Raw genomic sequence first — 18814 nt, forward strand, 5'->3', positions numbered from 1 at the left:
TATTACCCTGAATGTTTCCTTACCATAGATTTTTCCTAAACAACGGTCTTGAAGTAATCGTCCATGAGGACCACAGCAGCAAGATCGCCGTATTTAACCTCCTATATAAAGTAGGATCCCGGTTTGAAACACCGGGAAAAACGGGATTGGCGCATTTTTTCGAGCATCTGATGTTTGGCAGCTCGGCAAATGTGCCTGTTTTTGACCGGGAACTGGAGCGGGTCGGCGGATCATGCAATGCCTTCACCAGTCCAGACATCACGAATTACTACATGACTTTGCCTGCGGCAAACATCGAAACGGCCTTTTGGCTGGAGTCAGACCGCATGCTGCAACTGACCTTAAGTGAGAAAACCATCGAAACCCAGCGCAAGGTGGTAATGGAAGAATACAAGCAGCGCTACCTCAACCAACCATACGGCGATGTTTGGCACCACATGAGAAACCTCGCCTACACTACCCATCCCTACCGATGGCCTACGATTGGACAAAATCTGGAAGACATCGAAGGATATACTCGTGAAGACGTTTGGGATTTTTACAAAGCCCATTATCATCCCGGAAATGCGATTTTGGTTGTCGCAGGTGATGTTAGCATTTCACAGGTTCAGATGTTGGCTGAAAAATGGTTTGGACCCATCCCTCCAAATCTGACTCCAAATGGAGTAATCCAGTTCGAACCGATCCAAACTGAAAAGCGCTCACTGACCCATGCGGCAAGAGTTCCGACCGATGCCTTGTACAAAGCATACAAGATGCCTGCGAAAGGCCAACCGGGATACCTGGAGGCAGACCTCATAAGTGATATTCTAGGCTCCGGCAAATCATCTCTTCTTGAACAAAGGCTGGTCAAGAACAGTAGAAAATTCGCCTCGATCGGAGGCTATATCACCGGATCTGTTGACCCTGGGCTTTTGGTTTTCTCAGGAAAAATGGAACAGGATGTCTCCGCCCAAGAGGCTGAAAAAGCTTTGGATGACGTGCTTCATGGGTTTCTTTCCAATGAAATTGAGGCGAAGAGCCTCCAAAAAATCAAAAACCAGGGGGATGCCATGAAGACTTACGAGTCCATCCAGCTCCTCAACCGAGCAATGAACCTTGCCTATTTTGCCCATTTGGGTAATCCCCATTTATATTGGGAAGAATTTGAGGCAAAATCAAATATTGAGGCTCCTCAGATCCAAGCCTGGGCACATCAACTGCTCCGCGAAGAACAAGCTTCAGTCCTTTACTATCAATCCATCGACAAATGACTCCATTCCGAATTGGCTTCGGCTACGACGTTCATCAACTACAAGTCGGCTATGACTTTTGGCTGGGTGGCATCAAGCTAGAGCACGAAAAAGGCGCTGTGGGCCACTCTGATGCTGACGTGCTCATCCATGTGATTTGCGATGCCCTGCTAGGTGCGGCCAACATGCGGAATATCGGCTATCACTTTTCCGACAAAGATCCCAAATACAAGGGCATTGACAGCAAGGTACTCTTGGGAGAAGTGATGAAAATGATCCGAGAGGCGGGCTATGAAGTGGGAAACATCGATACCACGGTCTGTCTTCAGGTTCCTAAAGTGAACCCCTTTATTCCTGAGATGAAGACCTGTTTATCCCAGGTGATGAACGTGGCTGAAGGCGATATTTCCATCAAAGCAACCACCTCCGAGTGGCTGGGCTTTGTGGGTAGAGAAGAAGGCATATCGGCCTATTGTACCGCATTGATTTATAAAGTATGAGTGAAAGAATAAAAATCATCACCACAGAAGACGGTTCACACTCGCTCTACAACGAGGACTTGCAGGAGACCTACCATAGCTTTCACGGAGCCTACAGGGAGTCTATCCACGTTTTCATGCTCTATGGACTAGACTCTTGGTTAGTCCGAAATCCGCGAAAATACCCTATTCGCATCTTCGAAGTTGGCTTCGGCACGGGCCTCAATGCCTGGCTTAGCCTAGTATGGGCTGAGCAAAATCAAATCCCAGTGCTTTATCATACCATTGAGCCCTTTCCGGTCCAAAGCGAAATCTACAAACAGCTCAACTACATCGAGCACGATAATGGCATTTGGCACTTTCACAAGTATTTTGAAGCCCTTCACCAAGCCCCTTGGGGCGAGGGCGGCCCCGTGTCGGAATATTTCAATTTCAAAAAAGACCAAGTCACTCTTGAAGAGGCACAACTTTATCCTGCGGATGTTGTCTTCTTTGACGCCTTCGCTCCAAGCAAGCAGCCGGAACTTTGGACCAAGGAAGCTTTACAAAAGGTGACCGAAATGATCCGCCCTGGCGGCCTGTTTACCACCTATTCCGCAAAAGGCCAGCTTAGGCGAGACTTGAAGAATCTTGGACTCGAGGTAGAAAGTCTTCCCGGACCTCCCGGCAAGAAGGAAATGACGCGAGGCTGGAAGCCCGTGGGCAGAAGCAATGATAAGTAACATGCACACTTGTCGTAAAGTAGGTCACTACGAGTGAAGTCATTAAGCCCGCTTAGAAGAATAACTTTGCCAGTCCGAGAAGAATAGAGTAGCATTCATCGAAGCCGACATTCTGGCTTGTATTTTGTTTTTAGCAATGATAACAAACTGAAAAAACCATGTTTAGCCTAATTGTCGCGCTTCTATTTACTTTTCAAGAACCCTCTTTGGACGGAGCGAAGCTCGAACGGATGGTACAAGAACGGGATCAACTCCACGCGGAATGGAAAGCCTCTGAAAGCAAAAAGTCGGGGATTTTCGGTAACAGGACCAAAAAAGACATGATCGAAACCAATGAGTGGTTGGAGCGGATCCTTGCCAAAGACAATCAGATCATGGATGAGCTCCGCATGATCGGCTCGATCGAGACTACTACGATCTCACAGGAAAAAGAAGACTACAAATCCATCACCCTGACTTTGGAGCAGGATGTGCAGGCGCTCAAGAGGGCCCTTGCAGAGCGGGACAAGGAAATAGAAAACAAACTTACCGAGCGCAGGGCAATAGAATGGTCCCTGGTTGTATTTTTTCTTTCGACTCTTGGATTGGGCTATTGGGTTTACAAGCTGAAAAAAGCTTAAAAAGACGAAGGCCTCCAGCGCGAGTCAGGAGGCCAATCGGTCTATGGTCTGTGGTTAATTGATTACACGTAGTTGTTCAGCATCACAGGCATCACGAGCATTAGGATGTCTTCGTTAGTATCCTGCTCAGCGGGTAGGATCAAGCCCGCACGGTTTGGAGCGCTGAATCGCAAACTCACCTCTTTGCAGCTCAAGTTGTTGAGCATCTCCACCAGGAACTTGGCATTGAAGCCGATTTCAATATCCTCACCCTCATGCTCGCAGGAGAGTCTTTCGTTGGCTTCATTGGAAAAGTCCAAGTCTTCCGCCGAGATCATCAATTCACTTCCGGTCAGTTTAAGTCTTACCTGATGTGTGGTTTTGTTGGCATAAATAGCGATTCGTCTCAGGGATCCAAGCAGTTCCAAACGATCGATGTTCATGCGGTTGGGATTGTCCACTGGAATGACGTTCTCATAGTCAGGATATCTCTCGTCGATGAGACGGCAGATCATCTTGATACTGTTGAATTTGAAGTAAGCGTTGGATTGGTTGAATTCCACAGTGACCGGAACGTTTTCGCTTGGCAGGGTAGACTTGAGCAAGTTCAGGGCCTTTCTGGGAATGATCAGGCTGGCTCCGTTAGGGGATGCCACATCCACTCTTCTATAGCGGATCAGGCGGTGGCCGTCTGTCGCCACGAAGGTAGCATTGGTCGCGCTCAGATTGATGTACACGCCGGTCATAGCAGGTCGGAGTTCATCGGAACTCGCCGCGAAAATGGTATTGGAAATAGCCGAGGAAAGCACCTCAGTGGACATGTCCACCGTGGTTGCATTATTGACGGTCGGTATTTTCGGGAAGTCGGTGGCATTTTCTCCTGCAAGTCTGTAGCGACCGTTGTCCGAGCTGATCTCCACGGCATAGGTATCGTGATCAATGCTGAAGGTCACCGGCTGTTCTGGGAGATTCTTAAGAGTCTCGATCAGGATACGTGCAGGCACTGCGATATTCCCATCCTCTTTTGCCTCCACGTGCAATTGTGTCATCATCGAGGTCTGCAAGTCGGAAGCCGTAATGGTCAACACAGAATCTTTGATCTCAAACAGGAAGTTCTCAAGTATGGGAACCACCGGATTTGTTGTCACGACACCGTTGATGGCCGAAAGCTGCTTCAACAAAGCAGAGGAGGAAACAATAAATTTCATAAGAGTATATTTTTTTGCAAAGGCCGTATGTAATCTCGCAAAGTTCAAAGTCTCTTCATCAAGTAAAGATCATCGAATGCTCCATTCATACCTTAGGGCTTAGTATTTAGTTTTTATCCAGTGGGGTAAATTTATAAATAAAATGCTAATTCGACTGGTCTGGTAAATCTTTCCCCAAAATTTTCCAAGCTATTTTTTTGAGTGTTATCCTATTGATTTTTTCCCATATCGGGCCTTTCTAAAATAAAGAATCAATCCACCCAGCAATGACAAAACCACCACTGGCAATACCACATTGACACTCTGCCAGAAGGCTTTTTGCTGCGCAACCTTCACCCTGTCGAGCGGTCGGATCTGCAGGCTGCGGGTGCGAGCTGCAATGATTCCCTCGGGATCAGCCAGGTATTGTACCAGATTTTGAAGCAATTGCCTGTTGGCGTAGGTGGTCTGGGCAAAGGGATCCTCTCCCAGCGGAAGCGGCTGACCACCCTGCAGAGGCATCTGGCTCTGGAATACGGAACCATCTCCGAAGACAACAACTTTCCCTCTCCCACTTTCCAAAAAGTCGGACTTGGAAAATCCCTCCGGCACAAAACGGTTTTTGTACAAGGAGGTAAACTCGCCTTCGAGCAGATAAGCCAAAGGCAGATTCTTGCTCGAGAAGGCCTCTACATCCGGCTCCTGCTCCATATCCGCAAAGGCAACGCGCGTAGGTGCGGGGAGGACTCTTTCATTTTCCGATCCGAAGATCAAGGGAATCTTGCTGACCCCATCCGCCTTTACTGTATCCAGACTGCTTACAAATCTGAAATTCACCTGGTCCAAGCCCTTAGTGATCGGATGGGCCTGCACCCTGCCCGCGTTAAAGTAAAATGGCCAAGGCATCGGCACTAGCTGCTGCTGGTTGCCGAAATTACCCCCCATCACAGGAATATAGCTGAAGTTGAGATCCTGAATCAAATCCTTGTTGATCCTGACGCCAAATCTAAAAAGCAAACGGTCCAGTTCATTTTCCAGCGGAAAAGAAAAAGTACCTTCACCTGCTGCCTCGCGAAGATCAACATCGACCCCATCGGCTGCCACTACCAAATTACCTCCACCCAATACGTATTGGTCCAGAAGGTAGAGTTCCCGCTCGGTGTAGCTTTGCTTTGGTCCCAAAATAAAGATAGCGGCAAATGAGCTCAAGTCTTTGGGGGATTTGGCCTGGTCTAGTGGCACCTTGAACACCTCATAGTTTCCATCCAGCGCTTCTACCATCCCAAAGCCATCGTCTTCTGAGAGTTCTCCGTGTCCAATGATCATCGCCACCGCACTTTTCTCGGGGCGGGTCAGCTTTCGGATCGCGTTGGCCAGTTCATATTCCAGGTTCTCTATCGACGCATTCAGGATCTGTTCCGAGGACATGCCCCGCTCTCCTTTTAGCAACAAAGCCCCTGTCTCATATTCCTCGTCACTGACCAAAATCCCAGGGAAAATCAGCTGGGATTGTTGTCCAGAATTCTGGCTGACAAAAACGTTGGTGGGATTGATCCCGTAGTCGGCCAGGGTGTAGATGAAATCCTCTTGGAGCGAGTCGACTACCGTCAATGGATCAAAATACGCTACGGATATCGTGTACGAAGAATGGGCGTTGAAAGTACGAACGGTTTCTTCGATGGACTTTTGCAGACGGCGCATCCCCCCTGGGAGATCTCCCCCCGTCAGAAGGATATCAACATGGATGGGTCGGTCAAGTTCTTCCAACAGCGCCTTGGTGGCAGGACTGAGCGAGAAGCGGCTTTCCTCCGTCAAATCGACCCGAAAGCGAAGGAATTGCGCTAGCAAAGCCACGAGCAAAACCCCTCCCAAAAGGATCAAAAAAGCCTTGGCGCTATGGCTTCCGGATTTCCTCATTTGTTTTTCAAGATCAACACAGACGCTCCCAAAAAAACCCAGACCATCCCAAGCAGGAAAAAGACATCCCTGCTGTCCACCACACCTCGGCTGAGGCTATTGTAGTGGTAGCTGAGACTCATTTCCTCTACCCAATAGGCAGCTTCACCTGTCAGCATCCCCGACAAGGCAGTTAGTCCAAAGTACAGCACAAAGCAGAGGAAAACGCCAAGAACGAAGGCCACTACCTGTTGTGAAGTCAAGGCGCTGGAAAAAAGCCCAACTGCCGCGAAAGTAGCTCCGATCATCAACAAGCCAATCCAGCCACCAAAAAAACCAGCCAAGTCGAGGTTGCCCACCGGATCTCCCAGCTGCATGACGCTATACGCATATAAAAGAGTCGGCAGTATGGCAATAAAAACCAAAGCCAGCAATGCAAGGTACTTGGCAAGAATGATCTGAACAAGGGAAAGCGGGGATGTCCGAAGCAGTTCCCAGGTGCCGGATTTCCGCTCTTCAGCAATAGATCTCATGGACAAGGCCGGAACCAAAAAGGTAAACACGTAGGGTGTATAGGAAAACAGGGATTCCAAGTCGGCAAAACCATAGTCCAGGACAGAACTTTCAGGAAACACCCAGACGATCAACCCCAATGCAACCAGAAACAACACCAAAACCAGATAGCCCGTCAGGCTGCCGAAAAAAGCGTTGATTTCTTTCAAAAAAAGGCTTCTCATTGGATATTGGTGATTTCCCGAAACAGCGTCTCCAGATTTTTTTGGTTTTGGTTGAGACTGATCAGATTCAGATTTCGAGACGCCACGATTTGCATCAGCTTTTTCCGCGTCTCCATAGGCTCGGAGGATTCGATCAAAAGCATCTTTTTGCCCCTCGGCCCAAAGCTGACACTGCCTAGCTCCTCAAACCAGCCCAGCTCCATCTCCTCTGCCGTCTCCAAGATTAGTTCTGTCTGTCCAGAACTCCCCTTCAGTTCAGAAAGTGGACAGGCGGCCAGGATTTTTCCTTTGTTGATGATCACCACATCGTGGCATATCGCCTCGACTTCCTGCATGATGTGAGTCGAAAAAATGAGCGTCTTGTCTGCCGCGATTTCACGGATGAGATTACGGATATCCACAAGTTGGTTGGGGTCAAGACCCGTGGTCGGCTCATCCAAGATTACCACCTGCGGATTGTGGATGAGTGCCCTAGCCAAGCCAACCCGCTGACGAAAGCCTTTGGAAAGCTGTCCTATCTTCTTGTGCTGCTCTGGGAAAAGGCCGGTTTTTTCGACCAACTCTTTGACTCTTTTCTGGACTTGGGTGGACTTCATTCCATAGAGTCCCCCAGAAAACTCAAGAAACTCCCGTACATAGAGATCCAGGTAAAGGGGATTGTGCTCGGGAAGATACCCGATCTTCGAACTCACCGCTTTCGGATTTGCCAAGGCATCTTCGCCATGGATGCGCACCGAGCCGGAATCAGCCTGGAGGTATCCTGTGATGATCTTCATCGTGGTGGATTTGCCCGCGCCATTGGGCCCCAAAAATCCCAGAATCCTCCCAGACACGGCCGAAAAACTCACCTCATCGAGCGCTTTTTGGGTACCATAGAGTTTGCTTACCTGGGTAACTTGGAGAGACATAGAAGGAAGGACCAAAGAGAAAATCACCCGCATGGCAGGGGCGAAATCCCCTTTGGTCAGGTCTTGGGCAAAAATAGGGAATGAGGCTGGAACCGCAAGTTTTCAGTGGGCAGTTTTCCGGCAGGCAATGTTCAGTCGCAGTCTTCCAGTAGGCAGTCTCAGTAGTCAGTTGGCGGAGAGCACGCAGGGACTGGCCGCTGACTACTGACTCACTGCCTACTACTTTTTTCCCCTCGGTCTGAGCGGCCTGCACTCCACGTCCGCCACAAAATAGTTCGGGTGCGTCTCCAGCGTTTGGACGATTGTCTGCGCCACATCCTGGGGACGCATCATGTTTTCATTGGCCTGGGTACCCTCGATGCTATCGAAGAAATGAGTCTGGGTAGATCCAGGATAGATCGTAGAGACTTTGATCCCGAAGTCCCGCAGCTCCATATACATCGAGTGCGAGATGCCCCTTACGGCATGCTTCGTACCAACATAGCCCGCAAAATTCGCAACGCCATTTAGCCCCGCTATGGAAGCGATGTTGATAATGTGGCCCTCATCGGCAGTCTTCATCGCGGGCACCAGCCGCTTGCTGACGTAGAAAATCCCGTGGACATTAGTATCAAACATGGACTTCCAATCTTCCGAAGACATCGTTTCAAACGAGCCGGCGATGCCGAAACCGGCATTGTTGACCAAGATGCGGATGTCAAAACCTAGCCTAGCGACGGTATCCAAATAGGACCTTTCGACTTGGTCTTCCTGGGAAACATCACAACGGAAAAAGTGAAAGTTTTGGTGGGAAAACTCAGGCTCGCTTCTTCCCCAGCCTGCAACGATCACTCCTTTTTCCAACAAAAGCTTGACTAATTCCAAGCCGATTCCTTTACTGACCCCTGTGACGACGGCAATCTTATTTTTGAGTTCCATAGTTTTTGGTTTTGTCTAGATAGAAAGGGATATCCGGCACAAAAGTTCTTCTTTGGCGGATTTTCCATGCAGAGAAACGTTTTATTGACTTCAATTCTTATTTTCAAGCAACAAAATAGCCCACTACCAAACCATCAACTTCTTTCAAAAATGAAAAAATTAATCCTTCCGCTGGTATTGCTGAGTGGCGTCGCAGTAGGCCAGACCAAGCTCCGTCCGGAAATTGACCAAAAAGCCGCCGCCTTAGAGGCCAAAGTCATTGAATGGCGCCGAGACATCCACCAAAATCCGGAGCTGGGTAATGCAGAGACTAGGACTGCCAAAAAGGTTGCAGACCATCTTCGCTACCTCGGGATAGAAGTGCAGGAGAATGTCGCCGTAACCGGCGTCGTAGGCATCCTGCGCGGCGGGAAGCCTGGTCCCACAGTCGCGCTTCGTGCCGACATGGATGCGCTGCCAGTCACCGAGCGGGTGGATCTCCCTTTCAAGTCAACCGTCACCACTACCTACAATGGACAGGAGACTGGCGTGATGCACGCCTGTGGACATGACACCCACGTGGCAATCTTGATGGGCGTAGCCGAAGTACTTGCCTCGATGAAAGACGATCTGCAAGGAACGGTCAAATTCCTCTTTCAACCAGCCGAAGAGGGTATCTATCAGGAAGGGGTGACCTCTTGGGGAGCCAAGCAGATGGTGGAAGAAGGTGTGATGAAGGATGTGGACGCCGTTTTTGGACTTCACATCGGCTCGCAGATGGAGGTCGGCAAGATTGGCTACCGCTCCGGGCCCGCGCTAGCTGGCGTGGACAATCTGGAAATCACTGTGCACGGCACACAAGCCCACGGGGCATCCCCATGGTCGGGAGTTGACCCGATCGTAACCTCAGCCCAGATCGTCAACGGACTCCAAACGATAATTTCCCGTAACGTCAACATTACCGCAGCACCTGCCATCGTCACCGTCGGAGCAATCCATGGCGGAATCCGCCACAACATCATTCCTGAAAAAGTCGAAATGATCGGCACGATCCGCACCTTTGGCGACGAGCAACAGGCACTAGTCCACAAGCGCATCACGGAAATCGCCACCAACATCGCAGAAAGCGCCGGGGCCAAGGCCGATGTCAATATCGAAAAACTCTATCCCGCCACTGTCAACGACCCCACATTGACCGAACTCATGGGGCCTACCATTCTGGCTGCTGCAGGCGACGGCAATGTCATCACCAATCCGTTGATCACCGGAGCGGAGGATTTCAGCTTTTTCCAGCGGGAAAAACCCGGTTTGTTTATCTCTCTGGGAGGCATGAAGAAAGGGGGAGATCCTACCAAAACCCCTTCCCACCATACGCCGGACTTTTACATTGACGAAGGCGGATTTGTGCTTGGCATGCGCGTGATGAGCTACTTTGTGGTGGATTATATGGGGATGAAGAAGTAAGCTGGAAGCAAAACAAGTAATATGGCTTTCGTATTTGGAGCAATCATTTTTCTTATTATAGTTCTCAGCTATGTTCAAAATAAGCGGTATTAAAAAAAGTTGCGGAGACTTAAGGAAAGTCGGCCAAAACTTCCACGAAAAGAATACATACAGCTGTTAGTTGCGAAAGGCTTTGAAAAGCAACACGTTGAAGTTGTTCACGACGAAATCCGGAATTTTATTCAAGAGGATGATCTCTCAATTTATCCAGATGACGATCTTCACAAAATATATAGAATCGAAGACTTTGACGACATAGCGCTAATTGATGGGATTTGTGAAAAGTTGAACTTGAGGACGCCAACACAGAAAGACCTTGAAGAACTCAATAGAAATACAATCGCGTTTGATGCGAACTATATCTTGAATCTGCTTAAAATTCTGACAGCATAATTTTATTCCGGCCTGCAAAAGCCTCTCTCATTCTTCTGAGAGGGGCTTTTCTTGTAAAAGCCAACTTACAAAGTGCTCTTAGCTCCACATTTAGACCTTTCGACCCTACCACTTCCTTTCATTCATCAAACCACCAATCGGGAAAAGCCATGATACTATTTGGAAAAGCATTGCAACTTAGGCAGGTTGGGTCATACTGATCTCGTGACTTGCCCGGCTCGTAAACACAAATTTTCTCCAAAAAGTAAGGCACATCCGCCAACGTGGTAAAGATGCGGGTCATCTTCGCCTTGGAAACCTCAAAATACCCCAGAACTACCTCATTTTGGTCGTTCACATTGTATAGATTTCCTTTGATGGGGGCAGGCGGCGTATCAAAAACAGACCCCGTGTTGTTTACAACTTCTCCCACGCGTCTCCAGTATTCATAAGCATCCCTTGAAATGCTCAGCTGGCGAACATTAAAGTAGTGTCGGCTGAGGAATGATTGGTCCACGAGTCTTTTGGCCACGATCTGGCTGGTTTTGCCACTGGGAGCATTAAGCAAATCCCCATTGACCAGTGTGATTCTTTCGGGCTCGGGAAAATCGAAGACTACGCAGAGCGGCGGGGGTCTATTAAACGGATTGGGAAAAAAGGTAAGATCCCAGAAGTAGGCCTCGTCCACTGCCCAGCGCAGGTAATAGTCCCCTACTTGCTCGGGCAGCGTCACGTCGGTTTTGATCACCGCTTGGGCAGCGTCGGGATTGTCCCCCAATCTCGTGCGCTCAAATGAGACACTCAGCTCATCGGAGCCGATCACCTCAGGGATCGCTTGCGGCTCGGATCTATACACCGCCCCACTCATGACAATCTCCAGCACATAGCGCGCGTCCGGAGACTCGTGAACAAAACCGTAAAGCTCGTACTGCCCCTCTTTGGGCTGTTGATAATCCCAAGTTTTGCCAGAAGTCTCGTCAATGAGCTTCACCCAAGCCCCGGAAAAAGGCCTTGGTTTGTCATCCATTACGTAAATACTATCCCCCACACTCAGCGGTTCCCGAGCGTTGGAAGTGGTAGTTGATAAGTATACCGTCTGCGTCTCATTCAGATCCGTCAGAAGTCCCGACACGATGAGCCGTTCCCGTTCCGGCTTGTCCAGCTTGAAATTAATCTGGTCTACGCAGGAATTTAACCCCAGCAAAAGACAAATTAACCCGACAATTTTTATCCTATTCATCGCTGCCTCCAAATTGAATACTGTATGTAATTGATGGGAAAATTGAACCTAATATCGCCAGCCGATAAGGTCTAAGTTGCTGGGAATCTCCGTCTTTTTTCCAGAAGACCGAGTAGGCATTCTTTCGTCCGAAAAGGTTGTAGATGCCGAAATTCAGGCTGTCTCCTTTTTTCGAGAACACCTTTTCCACCGTGTAGGAAACATCCACCCGAAAATAATCGGGAATTCGGTACTTGTTGCGAACAGAATAGTCCGGCACGACCAAGCCTCCATTTAGGATGTAGGAAGCATTTACCGCACTTACTGGCCGACCGGTGGAATAATTGACGGAGAAGTTGAACAAGCCCCTTGGATACATCTTGCGGCTGAGGATAAAGTTTACCTCGTGCGGCTTATCATAATTGGATGGAAACTTCTCGTTGTCGTTGATCTGCTCCTCCTCATATTCGCTCTGGGAGGTAAAAAACGAGCGGGAATAGGTATAAGCAAGCCATCCGGTCACCAATCCAAGGTTTTTCTTGATCAAAAACTCCACCCCATAGGCCTGTCCATCCCCGAAAACCAACTCGGTCTCCATATGCGGATTCAGAAAAATCTGGGCAAAATCCCGGTATTCCACTTGGTTTTGACTCATGCGATAAAAGGCATCAATGGAATATTCCCACTTATTGTCTTTGGAATTTTTGAAAATCCCAAGCGAAAAATTATCAGAGCGCTGGGGTGGAATATAGCTTGTGCTTAGCTGCCACAGATCAATGGGCGTCGGACCAAAGGTATTGGATACGGACTGGATGTATTGGAAAAGTCGGGCGTAGCTCAATTTTACGGAGAGTGTGGGATTGAGATTTTGACGAAGAGAAAATCTCGGCTCCAGCCCTGAGTAGGATTTGATCTTTCCTGAGGGAAAGACGGTCTCGCCCCTGATCTCAGCCTCGCTGATTGGAGCGTTCTCATTGTATAGGTACACCGTATCCGGACCCAGTTGAGAATAGGTCGAGTAGCGAAGTCCGGCGACCAAACCTGTATTCTTGCCCAACTCATATTCGAAGGAAAGAAATCCCGATAACTCCACTCCTTTCTCCTTGCCCGCTTGCTGATTCTGCACCGCTGATTCTTCATTGAATGGGCTCATTCGCTCGGGCTTTCCTTTGTAATAAACCCCCTCCAATCCAACAGTCAACGCCAAGTCTTCGTTGGCCCAGGTCGCTGAAAACTTCCCCTGCTGATAGCGCATCCCATTTTCCACCCTTGCGGCATCCACACCTTCCGGGTCAAAAAACGCATTGTCGAAATTGCCATCGGCCAAAAGTCCAGCCACGGAAATATTCTCGGAAACAATTCCCTTATAGCGCAGTGAGCTGATCCGATTGGCCCAGTCGTAGCCAAACTGGTCTGAAAACTGAAAGTCGTCACCGGTGACCAAGGTATTAGCTTCCAGAGAATGGCCATTCCCCAAATCCCAATTCAACCCCACGTACCCGTCATAGAAATTTAGACGGCTGTTTTGGATGTCCAAATCGCGGGCTTGGTTTAGCAGCCAGTTGACATTGGACAGCCTACCTCCAAAAATCACCGAAACCTTGTCCTTCATCAGCGGCCCTTCGATCAGGATCTTGCCGTTGGACGTGCCCAGCCCCACCTGCCCTTGCCAGTTTTCCTTGTTGCCGGGACGCATTTGGATGTTCAACGCCGAACCCGCACGACCGCCAAAGGTGGAAGGCAGGTTGCCCTTGTAGAGCGTGAAGGTCTCCGTGACATCGGCATTGAAGCCGGAGAGAAAGCCCAGTGCATGGTTGGAACTCAACACCAAGGCCTCGTTCATCAGTAGAAGGTTCTGGTCCGCCTTGGCTCCCCGAACGTTGATGCCTGAGGTACCCTCGCCCACCGAACTTACGCCGGGCAAGAGCTGGAGGCCTTTGAAGATATCCGCCTCTCCGAGAAAGGCCGGAATAGCTTTCAGCTCCTGTGCGGTCAGCTTGGTGATCCCGGTGATCGGGTTTCGCACGTTGCGATCCGGCTCCTCCGAGAGGACAACCACCCCTTCGAGTTCATAGGATTTCTCCACCATTTCCAAGTTGACCACGGCATTGTCATAGAGCAGAATCTTGGTGAAAACGGGAACATTGGATAGGTGCCTGAATACTACCCGGTGTTCCCCCGGCTCGATCTGGAGGTAGTAGGTTCCAAACCTGTCGGTACTTACCCCAGTGAAAAGACCGTCCACATGAATTCCAACGCCCTGAAGCGCTTGCCCCCCTTCTTTCATGGTGATCTTGCCTGTAAGGACGTAGGTCTTGGCATGCACTCCTTCCTTTTTTCCAAAAGAAAAGGAAAGGGAATCCGTCTGGGCCCAGCCTTCAAACGAAATAATCAAACCTAAAAGTAACAGGGCCAGTGATTTCATACCCCTACAAACTACAAAATAAGCCGAAACTTCCTAAACCACCTGCGTAAAAGACAAGCTTTGCCAGAGATAGAAAAAAAAATCGGGTCAAGACCCGACAATCCTACAAGCATTCATCTCTCATATTCGGCCTACTAGCTCCCGAATAATCAAAGCCATCACCGGCTCCGCCTTGGCCGCTGCCGCAAGTACATCGGCAATGGACACTTTGTGAATCTTTCCCTCCACACCCAGATCGGTGATCGCCGAGATCCCAAAAACCTCCATCCCGGCATGCCTTGCTACCAACACCTCCGGTACGGTACTCATACCTACCGCGTCGCCTCCTATTATCCGGAAGTAGCGATATTCCGCTGGCGTCTCCAGGTTTGGGCCCTCAACTCCTACATACACACCTCGATGGAGCTTGATACCATGCAAATCGGCGATCTCAAAAGCTTGTTCCATCAAAGCCAGCGAGTAGGTGTCGCTCATGTCCGGAAATCGGGGCCCGAGTTCATCATAATTTCTACCCCGAAGCGGGTTCTCCGAAAACATGCTGATGTGGTCACTAATAATCATGACATCGCCCACCTCCTGAAGCGGATTCAAGCCCCCTGATGCGTTGGACACCAAAAGTATCGACACTCCGAGCTCCTTCATGACGCGAACCGGAAAGGTGACCTCCTTCATGGAATATCCCTCATAATAGTGGAAGCGGCCCTTCATTGCGACGACCTTCTTGCCCGACAACATGCCAAAAATCAGCTTGCCTGAATGGCTCTCGACCGTGGAAAGCGGAAAATGGGGAATATCTTTGTAATCTATCTCCAGTTCTACCTCGATCTGGTTGCCCAAACTCCCCAATCCAGTCCCCAATATGATCCCGACCGGAACGGCAGAAGGATGTAACTTTTGGATAAATGAAACAGCTTCCTGTATTTGTTTGAGGTAGTCCATAGTTTTTTGCTGATTTTCGGGTAAAGATATAAGATTGGTTTAGGCTGAGAACTTTTCCCCCGGCCTGCTTGTATAGGATACAGAAAATTTACCCCATGATCAAGATCATCGTAGGAACTAACCGACCTAACTCAATATCGAAGCTCATCGCAAGTCGCTATCAAGAAATTCTTCGTGAAAAAGGCGCTGAATCGGAGATACTGGAATTGGAACGTCTTCCTGCTGACTTTATAAAAACGGCACTTTACGAAAACAACGGTCGCAATGAAGAATACAACGCCTTCCACAGCCGCGTAAAAGAGGGGAAAAAGTTTGTTTTCATCGTCCCTGAATACAATGGGTCCTTTCCAGGGATCCTAAAATCCTTCATTGACGGGATGACTTATCCGAACACTTTTCGGAACAAAAAATGTGCTTTGGTGGGAATTTCGTCTGGAATAGGCGGGGGTGGCATCGCTTTGAGCCACCTCACCGACATCTTCCATTATCTGGGCATGCATGTCCTTGCTCTCAAGCCGAAGCTTGCCAAAATCGAGCAAAATATGTCAGATAACCTGCTCACCAACAGGCTGTATTTGGACTTGCTGCACACCCAGGCAGACATGCTGCTTGAGTTTTAGGACTTAGTCCACATTGTCGTGCAGAAATCTGTTGTTGCCAAGAATCTCGTTCTCGTCGTTCAGATTGTACTTGCTTATCGCTGGCTCTGAGCTGTGCTGAGGCTCGTTTAGCACCACGTTCTTCCGCTGGTAGGCAGGCACATTCATTTTTTCCTTTAGCTCATCTGGGCTTGGGTTGAACACTCGGCTGCCTTTCAGTTTTTCGAATCGCTCGTGCGCTCTCTGAATCGCCTTCTGCTTCATCTGCTCATAGTAGTCGTTGGCAAATACTTGTGGCACTGGCTCAGACTCCTTCGGAAGCATCACCTGAGGCTTTTTGGTGGACTCTTCCTCTAGATCAAAGACGATCTTTTCAGGCTTTGCTTCCACTTTTGGTTCTACTTTAGGCTCAGGCTTTTCTTCTGGTTGCAGTACGGGGGAGAAGTTGAATTCGAATTCCTCTTCTTTTTCCTCGACCACCGGCTTGGCAGGCGCAGGAGCGGGCGCTTTTGGCAGGCTGAAGGTAAAGGTAGCGCCACCGGAAATCGGCTCTTCTTTTACTTGCTGGCTTTTGCCTGAGTCCAAGTTGATCACGGTCTTCACCACCTCTGGAGCAGCTACAGGCGTGCTGGCTACCGGATTATTAAATGCCGATACGATGCTGCCGTTTTCCTTAGCTCTGGTCTTGTCGGACAGCTTGTCCATCTCAAAGCCAGTCGCTATCACAGTAACGCGGATCGCCTTGCCCAGCTCCGGATCGATACCTTGACCGAAGATGACCTCGGCATTATCACCTGCCTTCTCCTGGATATATTCGGTGATCTCGCTGAGTTCGTCCATAGACAATTCCTCGTCTTCGCCGGACATGATGGAAAGAAGGATTTTTTGAGCTCCTTTGATGTCCACATTGTTGAGCAACGGAGAGGAAATCGCTGCGCCAGCTGCGCGGATGGCACGGCCTTCGCCTTCTTCGGTAGACGATCCCATTACGGCAGCTCCGGCATCTTTCATGACGGTCTTCACATCCTCAAAGTCCACGTTGACATCCTGATGGATGGTGATGATCTCGGCGATGGATTTTGCGGCGGTAGTCAAAATATCGTCTGCCTTGCTAAAAGCAGTACGGATTGCAAGGTTGCCATAGATCTCGCGCAGTTTGTCGTTGAGGATCACAAGGACGGTGTCGCAGTTTTCTCTCAGAGACTCGATACCGGACTGTGCCACGGCCATTTTCTTTTTGCCCTCAAACATAAACGGAGCCGTGACGATGCCTACGGTTAAAATGTTTAGCTCCTTGGCAATCTTGGCCACGATAGGAGCAGCACCGGTACCGGTACCACCGCCCATGCCGGCAGTGATGAAAACCATCTTGGTGTTGTCCGCCAACAGCTCACGGATTTCCTCTTGGGACTCGATGGCTGCGTTTCGGCCTTGCTCAGGATTGGCTCCGGCTCCGAGGCCTTCGGTCAAGTTGGCTCCAAGTTGTAGTCGCAAAGGCACAGGACTGGATTTCAGGGCCTGGGCATCCGTGTTGACCACGACAAACTCCACATCTTTGATTCCCTGAGAATACATGTGGTTTACGGCATTGCTACCGCCCCCTCCCACACCAATTACTTTGATGATTGACTTTTGGTTTTTTGGAAGGTCAAATCTGTAATCTTTCATGTTATCTGACATATTTTATGGTTTGGTGAAAATTTTCAATTGTGATGTTTTTGACTAAAAAAGGGGTAAAAAAGGAAGTAGTCCGCAAGGCTGATTACCTCCCCAATCATAAGCCCTAGTGATTAGTATTCTTCTCCGATGTCGTCTGAAATGATCGTTTTCAATCGTTCGGTAATGCTCTTGAAGAAGTTGGAAGCAATGGCCTCCCGCTTGATCATATTCTTTGGGAGCGCGCCGGAATTGGCCACGCGCCGTCTGTATTTTTCCTCCCGGTCATCCAAAGCCTTGAAGCCTGCCAGTACAAGTCCCACTGAAGTGGCATACATGGGACTCTTCACCTCTTCTATCACCGACTTGCCCAAATGCTCGTTGGGATAGCCGATGCGGGTGTCCAGTCCTGTCATATATTCGAAAAGCTGGGAAATGCACTGAAGCTGGGAGCCCCCGCCGGTGAGGACAATTCCTCCCGCCAGCTTCTTGTAGTAGCCACTCTGCATGATCTCGTTTTGGACGATTTCGATGATCTCTTCCATTCTGGCCTGGATGATCGATGCAAGATTTCGAATGGAGATCTCTTTGGGAGGACGATTTCTCAGTCCCGGGATAGATACGATTTCGTTGGGATTGGCCTCCTCGGCGATCGCCTTGCCAAAACGGGTCTTGAGCAGCTCGGCCTGACTTTGCATCAGCATGCAACCTTCCTTGATATCGGAGGTGATGATATTTCCTCCTAAAGGAATCACAGCAGTATGCCGGATGATGTTTTCATAGAAGATGGCGATATCGGTCGTTCCTCCGCCGATGTCCACCAGGCAGACTCCAGCCTCCTTTTCCTCATCGCTGAGTACGGAGAGAGAGCTCGCCAAAGGCTCCAAAATCAGCTGCTTGGATTCCAGATTCGCCTTTCGCACACATTTGTTGATGTTGTGGATCGCGGTGGTCTGGGCAGTGATGATGTGAAAATCCGCTTCCAGTCGCGTTCCAGCCATGCCGACGGGGTCTTTGATCCCTCCCTCATAATCGACGGTGTAGTCTTGGGGCATGACGTGGATGATGCTGTTGCCAGGTGGCACGACGATGTTGTGCATGTCGGAGGAAAGCCGACGCACATCCTCCACGGTGATCTCATCCTCAGTCTGAGACCGCATGATGCTGCCGTGCATGATCTTGCTCTGGATATGCTGGCCAGCTATGCCGACGATCACATCGCCGATATTGACATCAGCCATTTCGGAGCAATCGTCCACGGCTTTTTGGATGGCATATACAGTCTTCTCGATATTGGTGACGATCCCTCTATCCACGCCGTCCGACACGGCTTTGCCCATGCCAAGCACCTCGAGCTTTCCAAACTCATTTTTGCGGCCGATGATTGCGCAGATTTTGGTGGTCCCGATGTCCAGTCCCACGATAAGATTGTCATTTTCCATAC

Annotated in this window: 17 protein-coding genes; 7 read left to right on the plus strand and 10 right to left on the minus strand. The window is 49.5% G+C overall.

What is annotated here, in order from left to right; genetic code table 11:
* Window positions 1-11 precede the first annotated feature (11 nt).
* The 4 genes from J0A67_RS13150 (at window position 12) to J0A67_RS13165 (ending at window position 3053) form a co-directional block, all read left to right on the plus strand.
* Window positions 12-1253 carry a M16 family metallopeptidase gene (locus J0A67_RS13150; protein ID WP_206569829.1) on the plus strand — a complete coding sequence of 414 codons (1242 nt, stop codon included), beginning with the start codon at window positions 12-14 and terminating at the stop codon, window positions 1251-1253.
* Window positions 1250-1732, plus strand: coding sequence for a 2-C-methyl-D-erythritol 2,4-cyclodiphosphate synthase (ispF, locus tag J0A67_RS13155; protein WP_206569830.1), 483 nt, complete (start codon window positions 1250-1252; stop codon window positions 1730-1732). The genes J0A67_RS13150 and ispF overlap by 4 nt, the downstream gene beginning before the upstream one ends.
* On the plus strand, window positions 1729-2433 hold the full coding sequence (gene mnmC2, locus J0A67_RS13160; protein WP_206569831.1) for a tRNA (5-methylaminomethyl-2-thiouridine)(34)-methyltransferase MnmC2: 705 nt from the start codon (window positions 1729-1731) through the stop codon (window positions 2431-2433). The genes ispF and mnmC2 overlap by 4 nt, the downstream gene beginning before the upstream one ends.
* Window positions 2434-2591: 158 nt before the next feature.
* Entirely contained in the window at window positions 2592-3053 is a 462-nt protein-coding gene (locus J0A67_RS13165; protein WP_206569832.1) for a Clp protease ClpB, read from the plus strand.
* Window positions 3054-3115: 62 nt separating this feature from the next.
* Here J0A67_RS13165 and dnaN read toward each other — a convergent pair whose 3' ends face one another.
* The 4 genes from dnaN to gldA form a co-directional block, all read right to left on the minus strand.
* On the minus strand, window positions 3116-4240 hold the full coding sequence (gene dnaN, locus J0A67_RS13170; RefSeq protein ID WP_206569833.1) for a DNA polymerase III subunit beta: 1125 nt from the start codon (window positions 4238-4240) through the stop codon (window positions 3116-3118).
* 204 nt (window positions 4241-4444) lie between these two features.
* The gene (gldG, locus tag J0A67_RS13175; RefSeq protein ID WP_206569834.1) at window positions 4445-6136 is read right to left on the minus strand and encodes a gliding motility-associated ABC transporter substrate-binding protein GldG; all 1692 of its coding nucleotides are present in this window, start codon (window positions 6134-6136) and stop codon (window positions 4445-4447) included.
* Window positions 6133-6852, minus strand: a complete 720-nt coding sequence (gene gldF, locus J0A67_RS13180) for a gliding motility-associated ABC transporter permease subunit GldF (protein WP_206569835.1) — start codon at window positions 6850-6852, stop codon at window positions 6133-6135. The genes gldG and gldF overlap by 4 nt, the downstream gene beginning before the upstream one ends.
* On the minus strand, window positions 6849-7760 hold the full coding sequence (gene gldA / locus J0A67_RS13185) for a gliding motility-associated ABC transporter ATP-binding subunit GldA (RefSeq protein ID WP_206569836.1): 912 nt from the start codon (window positions 7758-7760) through the stop codon (window positions 6849-6851). The genes gldF and gldA overlap by 4 nt, the downstream gene beginning before the upstream one ends.
* 31 nt (window positions 7761-7791) lie before the next feature.
* Between gldA and J0A67_RS13190 the strand changes: the two genes are divergently transcribed.
* Entirely contained in the window at window positions 7792-7968 is a 177-nt protein-coding gene (locus J0A67_RS13190; RefSeq protein ID WP_206569837.1) for a hypothetical protein, read from the plus strand.
* A gap of 11 nt (window positions 7969-7979) precedes the next feature.
* Here J0A67_RS13190 and J0A67_RS13195 read toward each other — a convergent pair whose 3' ends face one another.
* The gene (locus J0A67_RS13195; protein WP_206569838.1) at window positions 7980-8678 is read right to left on the minus strand and encodes an SDR family oxidoreductase; all 699 of its coding nucleotides are present in this window, start codon (window positions 8676-8678) and stop codon (window positions 7980-7982) included.
* Between the two features lie 150 nt (window positions 8679-8828).
* On the opposite strand from J0A67_RS13195, the gene J0A67_RS13200 reads away from it, so the two are divergent.
* Complete coding sequence (locus tag J0A67_RS13200; protein WP_206569839.1) at window positions 8829-10121, plus strand: amidohydrolase; 1293 nt, start codon at window positions 8829-8831, stop codon at window positions 10119-10121.
* Between the two features lie 550 nt (window positions 10122-10671).
* Here the strand turns inward: J0A67_RS13200 and J0A67_RS13205 are convergent.
* The 3 genes from J0A67_RS13205 to J0A67_RS13215 all read right to left on the minus strand — a co-directional run bounded on the left by J0A67_RS13205 (window position 10672) and on the right by J0A67_RS13215 (window position 15115).
* A complete protein-coding gene (locus tag J0A67_RS13205) occupies window positions 10672-11772 on the minus strand; it encodes a DUF4249 family protein (RefSeq protein ID WP_206569840.1) in 1101 nt (366 codons plus the stop codon).
* Window positions 11765-14176, minus strand: coding sequence for a TonB-dependent receptor (locus J0A67_RS13210; RefSeq protein WP_206569841.1), 2412 nt, complete (start codon window positions 14174-14176; stop codon window positions 11765-11767). Before J0A67_RS13210 ends, J0A67_RS13205 begins: the two co-directional genes overlap by 8 nt.
* A 120-nt stretch (window positions 14177-14296) precedes the next feature.
* Window positions 14297-15115 carry a purine-nucleoside phosphorylase gene (locus J0A67_RS13215; protein WP_206569842.1) on the minus strand — a complete coding sequence of 273 codons (819 nt, stop codon included), beginning with the start codon at window positions 15113-15115 and terminating at the stop codon, window positions 14297-14299.
* A gap of 95 nt (window positions 15116-15210) precedes the next feature.
* Between J0A67_RS13215 and J0A67_RS13220 the strand changes: the two genes are divergently transcribed.
* Window positions 15211-15735 carry an NADPH-dependent FMN reductase gene (locus J0A67_RS13220; protein ID WP_206569843.1) on the plus strand — a complete coding sequence of 175 codons (525 nt, stop codon included), beginning with the start codon at window positions 15211-15213 and terminating at the stop codon, window positions 15733-15735.
* 3 nt (window positions 15736-15738) lie between these two features.
* Here J0A67_RS13220 and ftsZ read toward each other — a convergent pair whose 3' ends face one another.
* Together ftsZ and ftsA are read right to left on the minus strand one after the other, a co-directional pair.
* On the minus strand, window positions 15739-17382 hold the full coding sequence (gene ftsZ / locus J0A67_RS13225; RefSeq protein ID WP_206570420.1) for a cell division protein FtsZ: 1644 nt from the start codon (window positions 17380-17382) through the stop codon (window positions 15739-15741).
* A 122-nt stretch (window positions 17383-17504) separates the two neighbouring features.
* A complete protein-coding gene (gene ftsA, locus J0A67_RS13230) occupies window positions 17505-18812 on the minus strand; it encodes a cell division protein FtsA (RefSeq protein WP_206570421.1) in 1308 nt (435 codons plus the stop codon).
* Window positions 18813-18814 lie beyond the last annotated feature (2 nt).

The sequence above is a fragment of the Algoriphagus aestuariicola genome (genome assembly GCF_017254835.1).
Classification (GTDB): Bacteria; Bacteroidota; Bacteroidia; order Cytophagales; family Cyclobacteriaceae; genus Algoriphagus; species Algoriphagus aestuariicola.

Excerpts from the sequence above, each read along its gene's own strand:
- J0A67_RS13150 (WP_206569829.1), top strand. The coding sequence starts at position 12 with ATGTTTCCTTACCATAGATTTTTCCTAAACAACGGTCTTGAAGTAATC.
- ispF (WP_206569830.1), top strand. The coding sequence starts at position 1,250 with ATGACTCCATTCCGAATTGGCTTCGGCTACGACGTTCATCAACTACAA.
- mnmC2 (WP_206569831.1), top strand. The coding sequence starts at position 1,729 with ATGAGTGAAAGAATAAAAATCATCACCACAGAAGACGGTTCACACTCG.
- J0A67_RS13165 (WP_206569832.1), top strand. The coding sequence starts at position 2,592 with ATGTTTAGCCTAATTGTCGCGCTTCTATTTACTTTTCAAGAACCCTCT.
- dnaN (WP_206569833.1), bottom strand. The coding sequence starts at position 4,240 with ATGAAATTTATTGTTTCCTCCTCTGCTTTGTTGAAGCAGCTTTCGGCC.
- gldG (WP_206569834.1), bottom strand. The coding sequence starts at position 6,136 with ATGAGGAAATCCGGAAGCCATAGCGCCAAGGCTTTTTTGATCCTTTTG.
- gldF (WP_206569835.1), bottom strand. The coding sequence starts at position 6,852 with ATGAGAAGCCTTTTTTTGAAAGAAATCAACGCTTTTTTCGGCAGCCTG.
- gldA (WP_206569836.1), bottom strand. The coding sequence starts at position 7,760 with ATGTCTCTCCAAGTTACCCAGGTAAGCAAACTCTATGGTACCCAAAAA.
- J0A67_RS13190 (WP_206569837.1), top strand. The coding sequence starts at position 7,792 with ATGGCAGGGGCGAAATCCCCTTTGGTCAGGTCTTGGGCAAAAATAGGG.
- J0A67_RS13195 (WP_206569838.1), bottom strand. The coding sequence starts at position 8,678 with ATGGAACTCAAAAATAAGATTGCCGTCGTCACAGGGGTCAGTAAAGGA.
- J0A67_RS13200 (WP_206569839.1), top strand. The coding sequence starts at position 8,829 with ATGAAAAAATTAATCCTTCCGCTGGTATTGCTGAGTGGCGTCGCAGTA.
- J0A67_RS13205 (WP_206569840.1), bottom strand. The coding sequence starts at position 11,772 with ATGAATAGGATAAAAATTGTCGGGTTAATTTGTCTTTTGCTGGGGTTA.
- J0A67_RS13210 (WP_206569841.1), bottom strand. The coding sequence starts at position 14,176 with ATGAAATCACTGGCCCTGTTACTTTTAGGTTTGATTATTTCGTTTGAA.
- J0A67_RS13215 (WP_206569842.1), bottom strand. The coding sequence starts at position 15,115 with ATGGACTACCTCAAACAAATACAGGAAGCTGTTTCATTTATCCAAAAG.
- J0A67_RS13220 (WP_206569843.1), top strand. The coding sequence starts at position 15,211 with ATGATCAAGATCATCGTAGGAACTAACCGACCTAACTCAATATCGAAG.
- ftsZ (WP_206570420.1), bottom strand. The coding sequence starts at position 17,382 with ATGAAAGATTACAGATTTGACCTTCCAAAAAACCAAAAGTCAATCATC.
- ftsA (WP_206570421.1), bottom strand. The coding sequence starts at position 18,812 with ATGGAAAATGACAATCTTATCGTGGGACTGGACATCGGGACCACCAAA.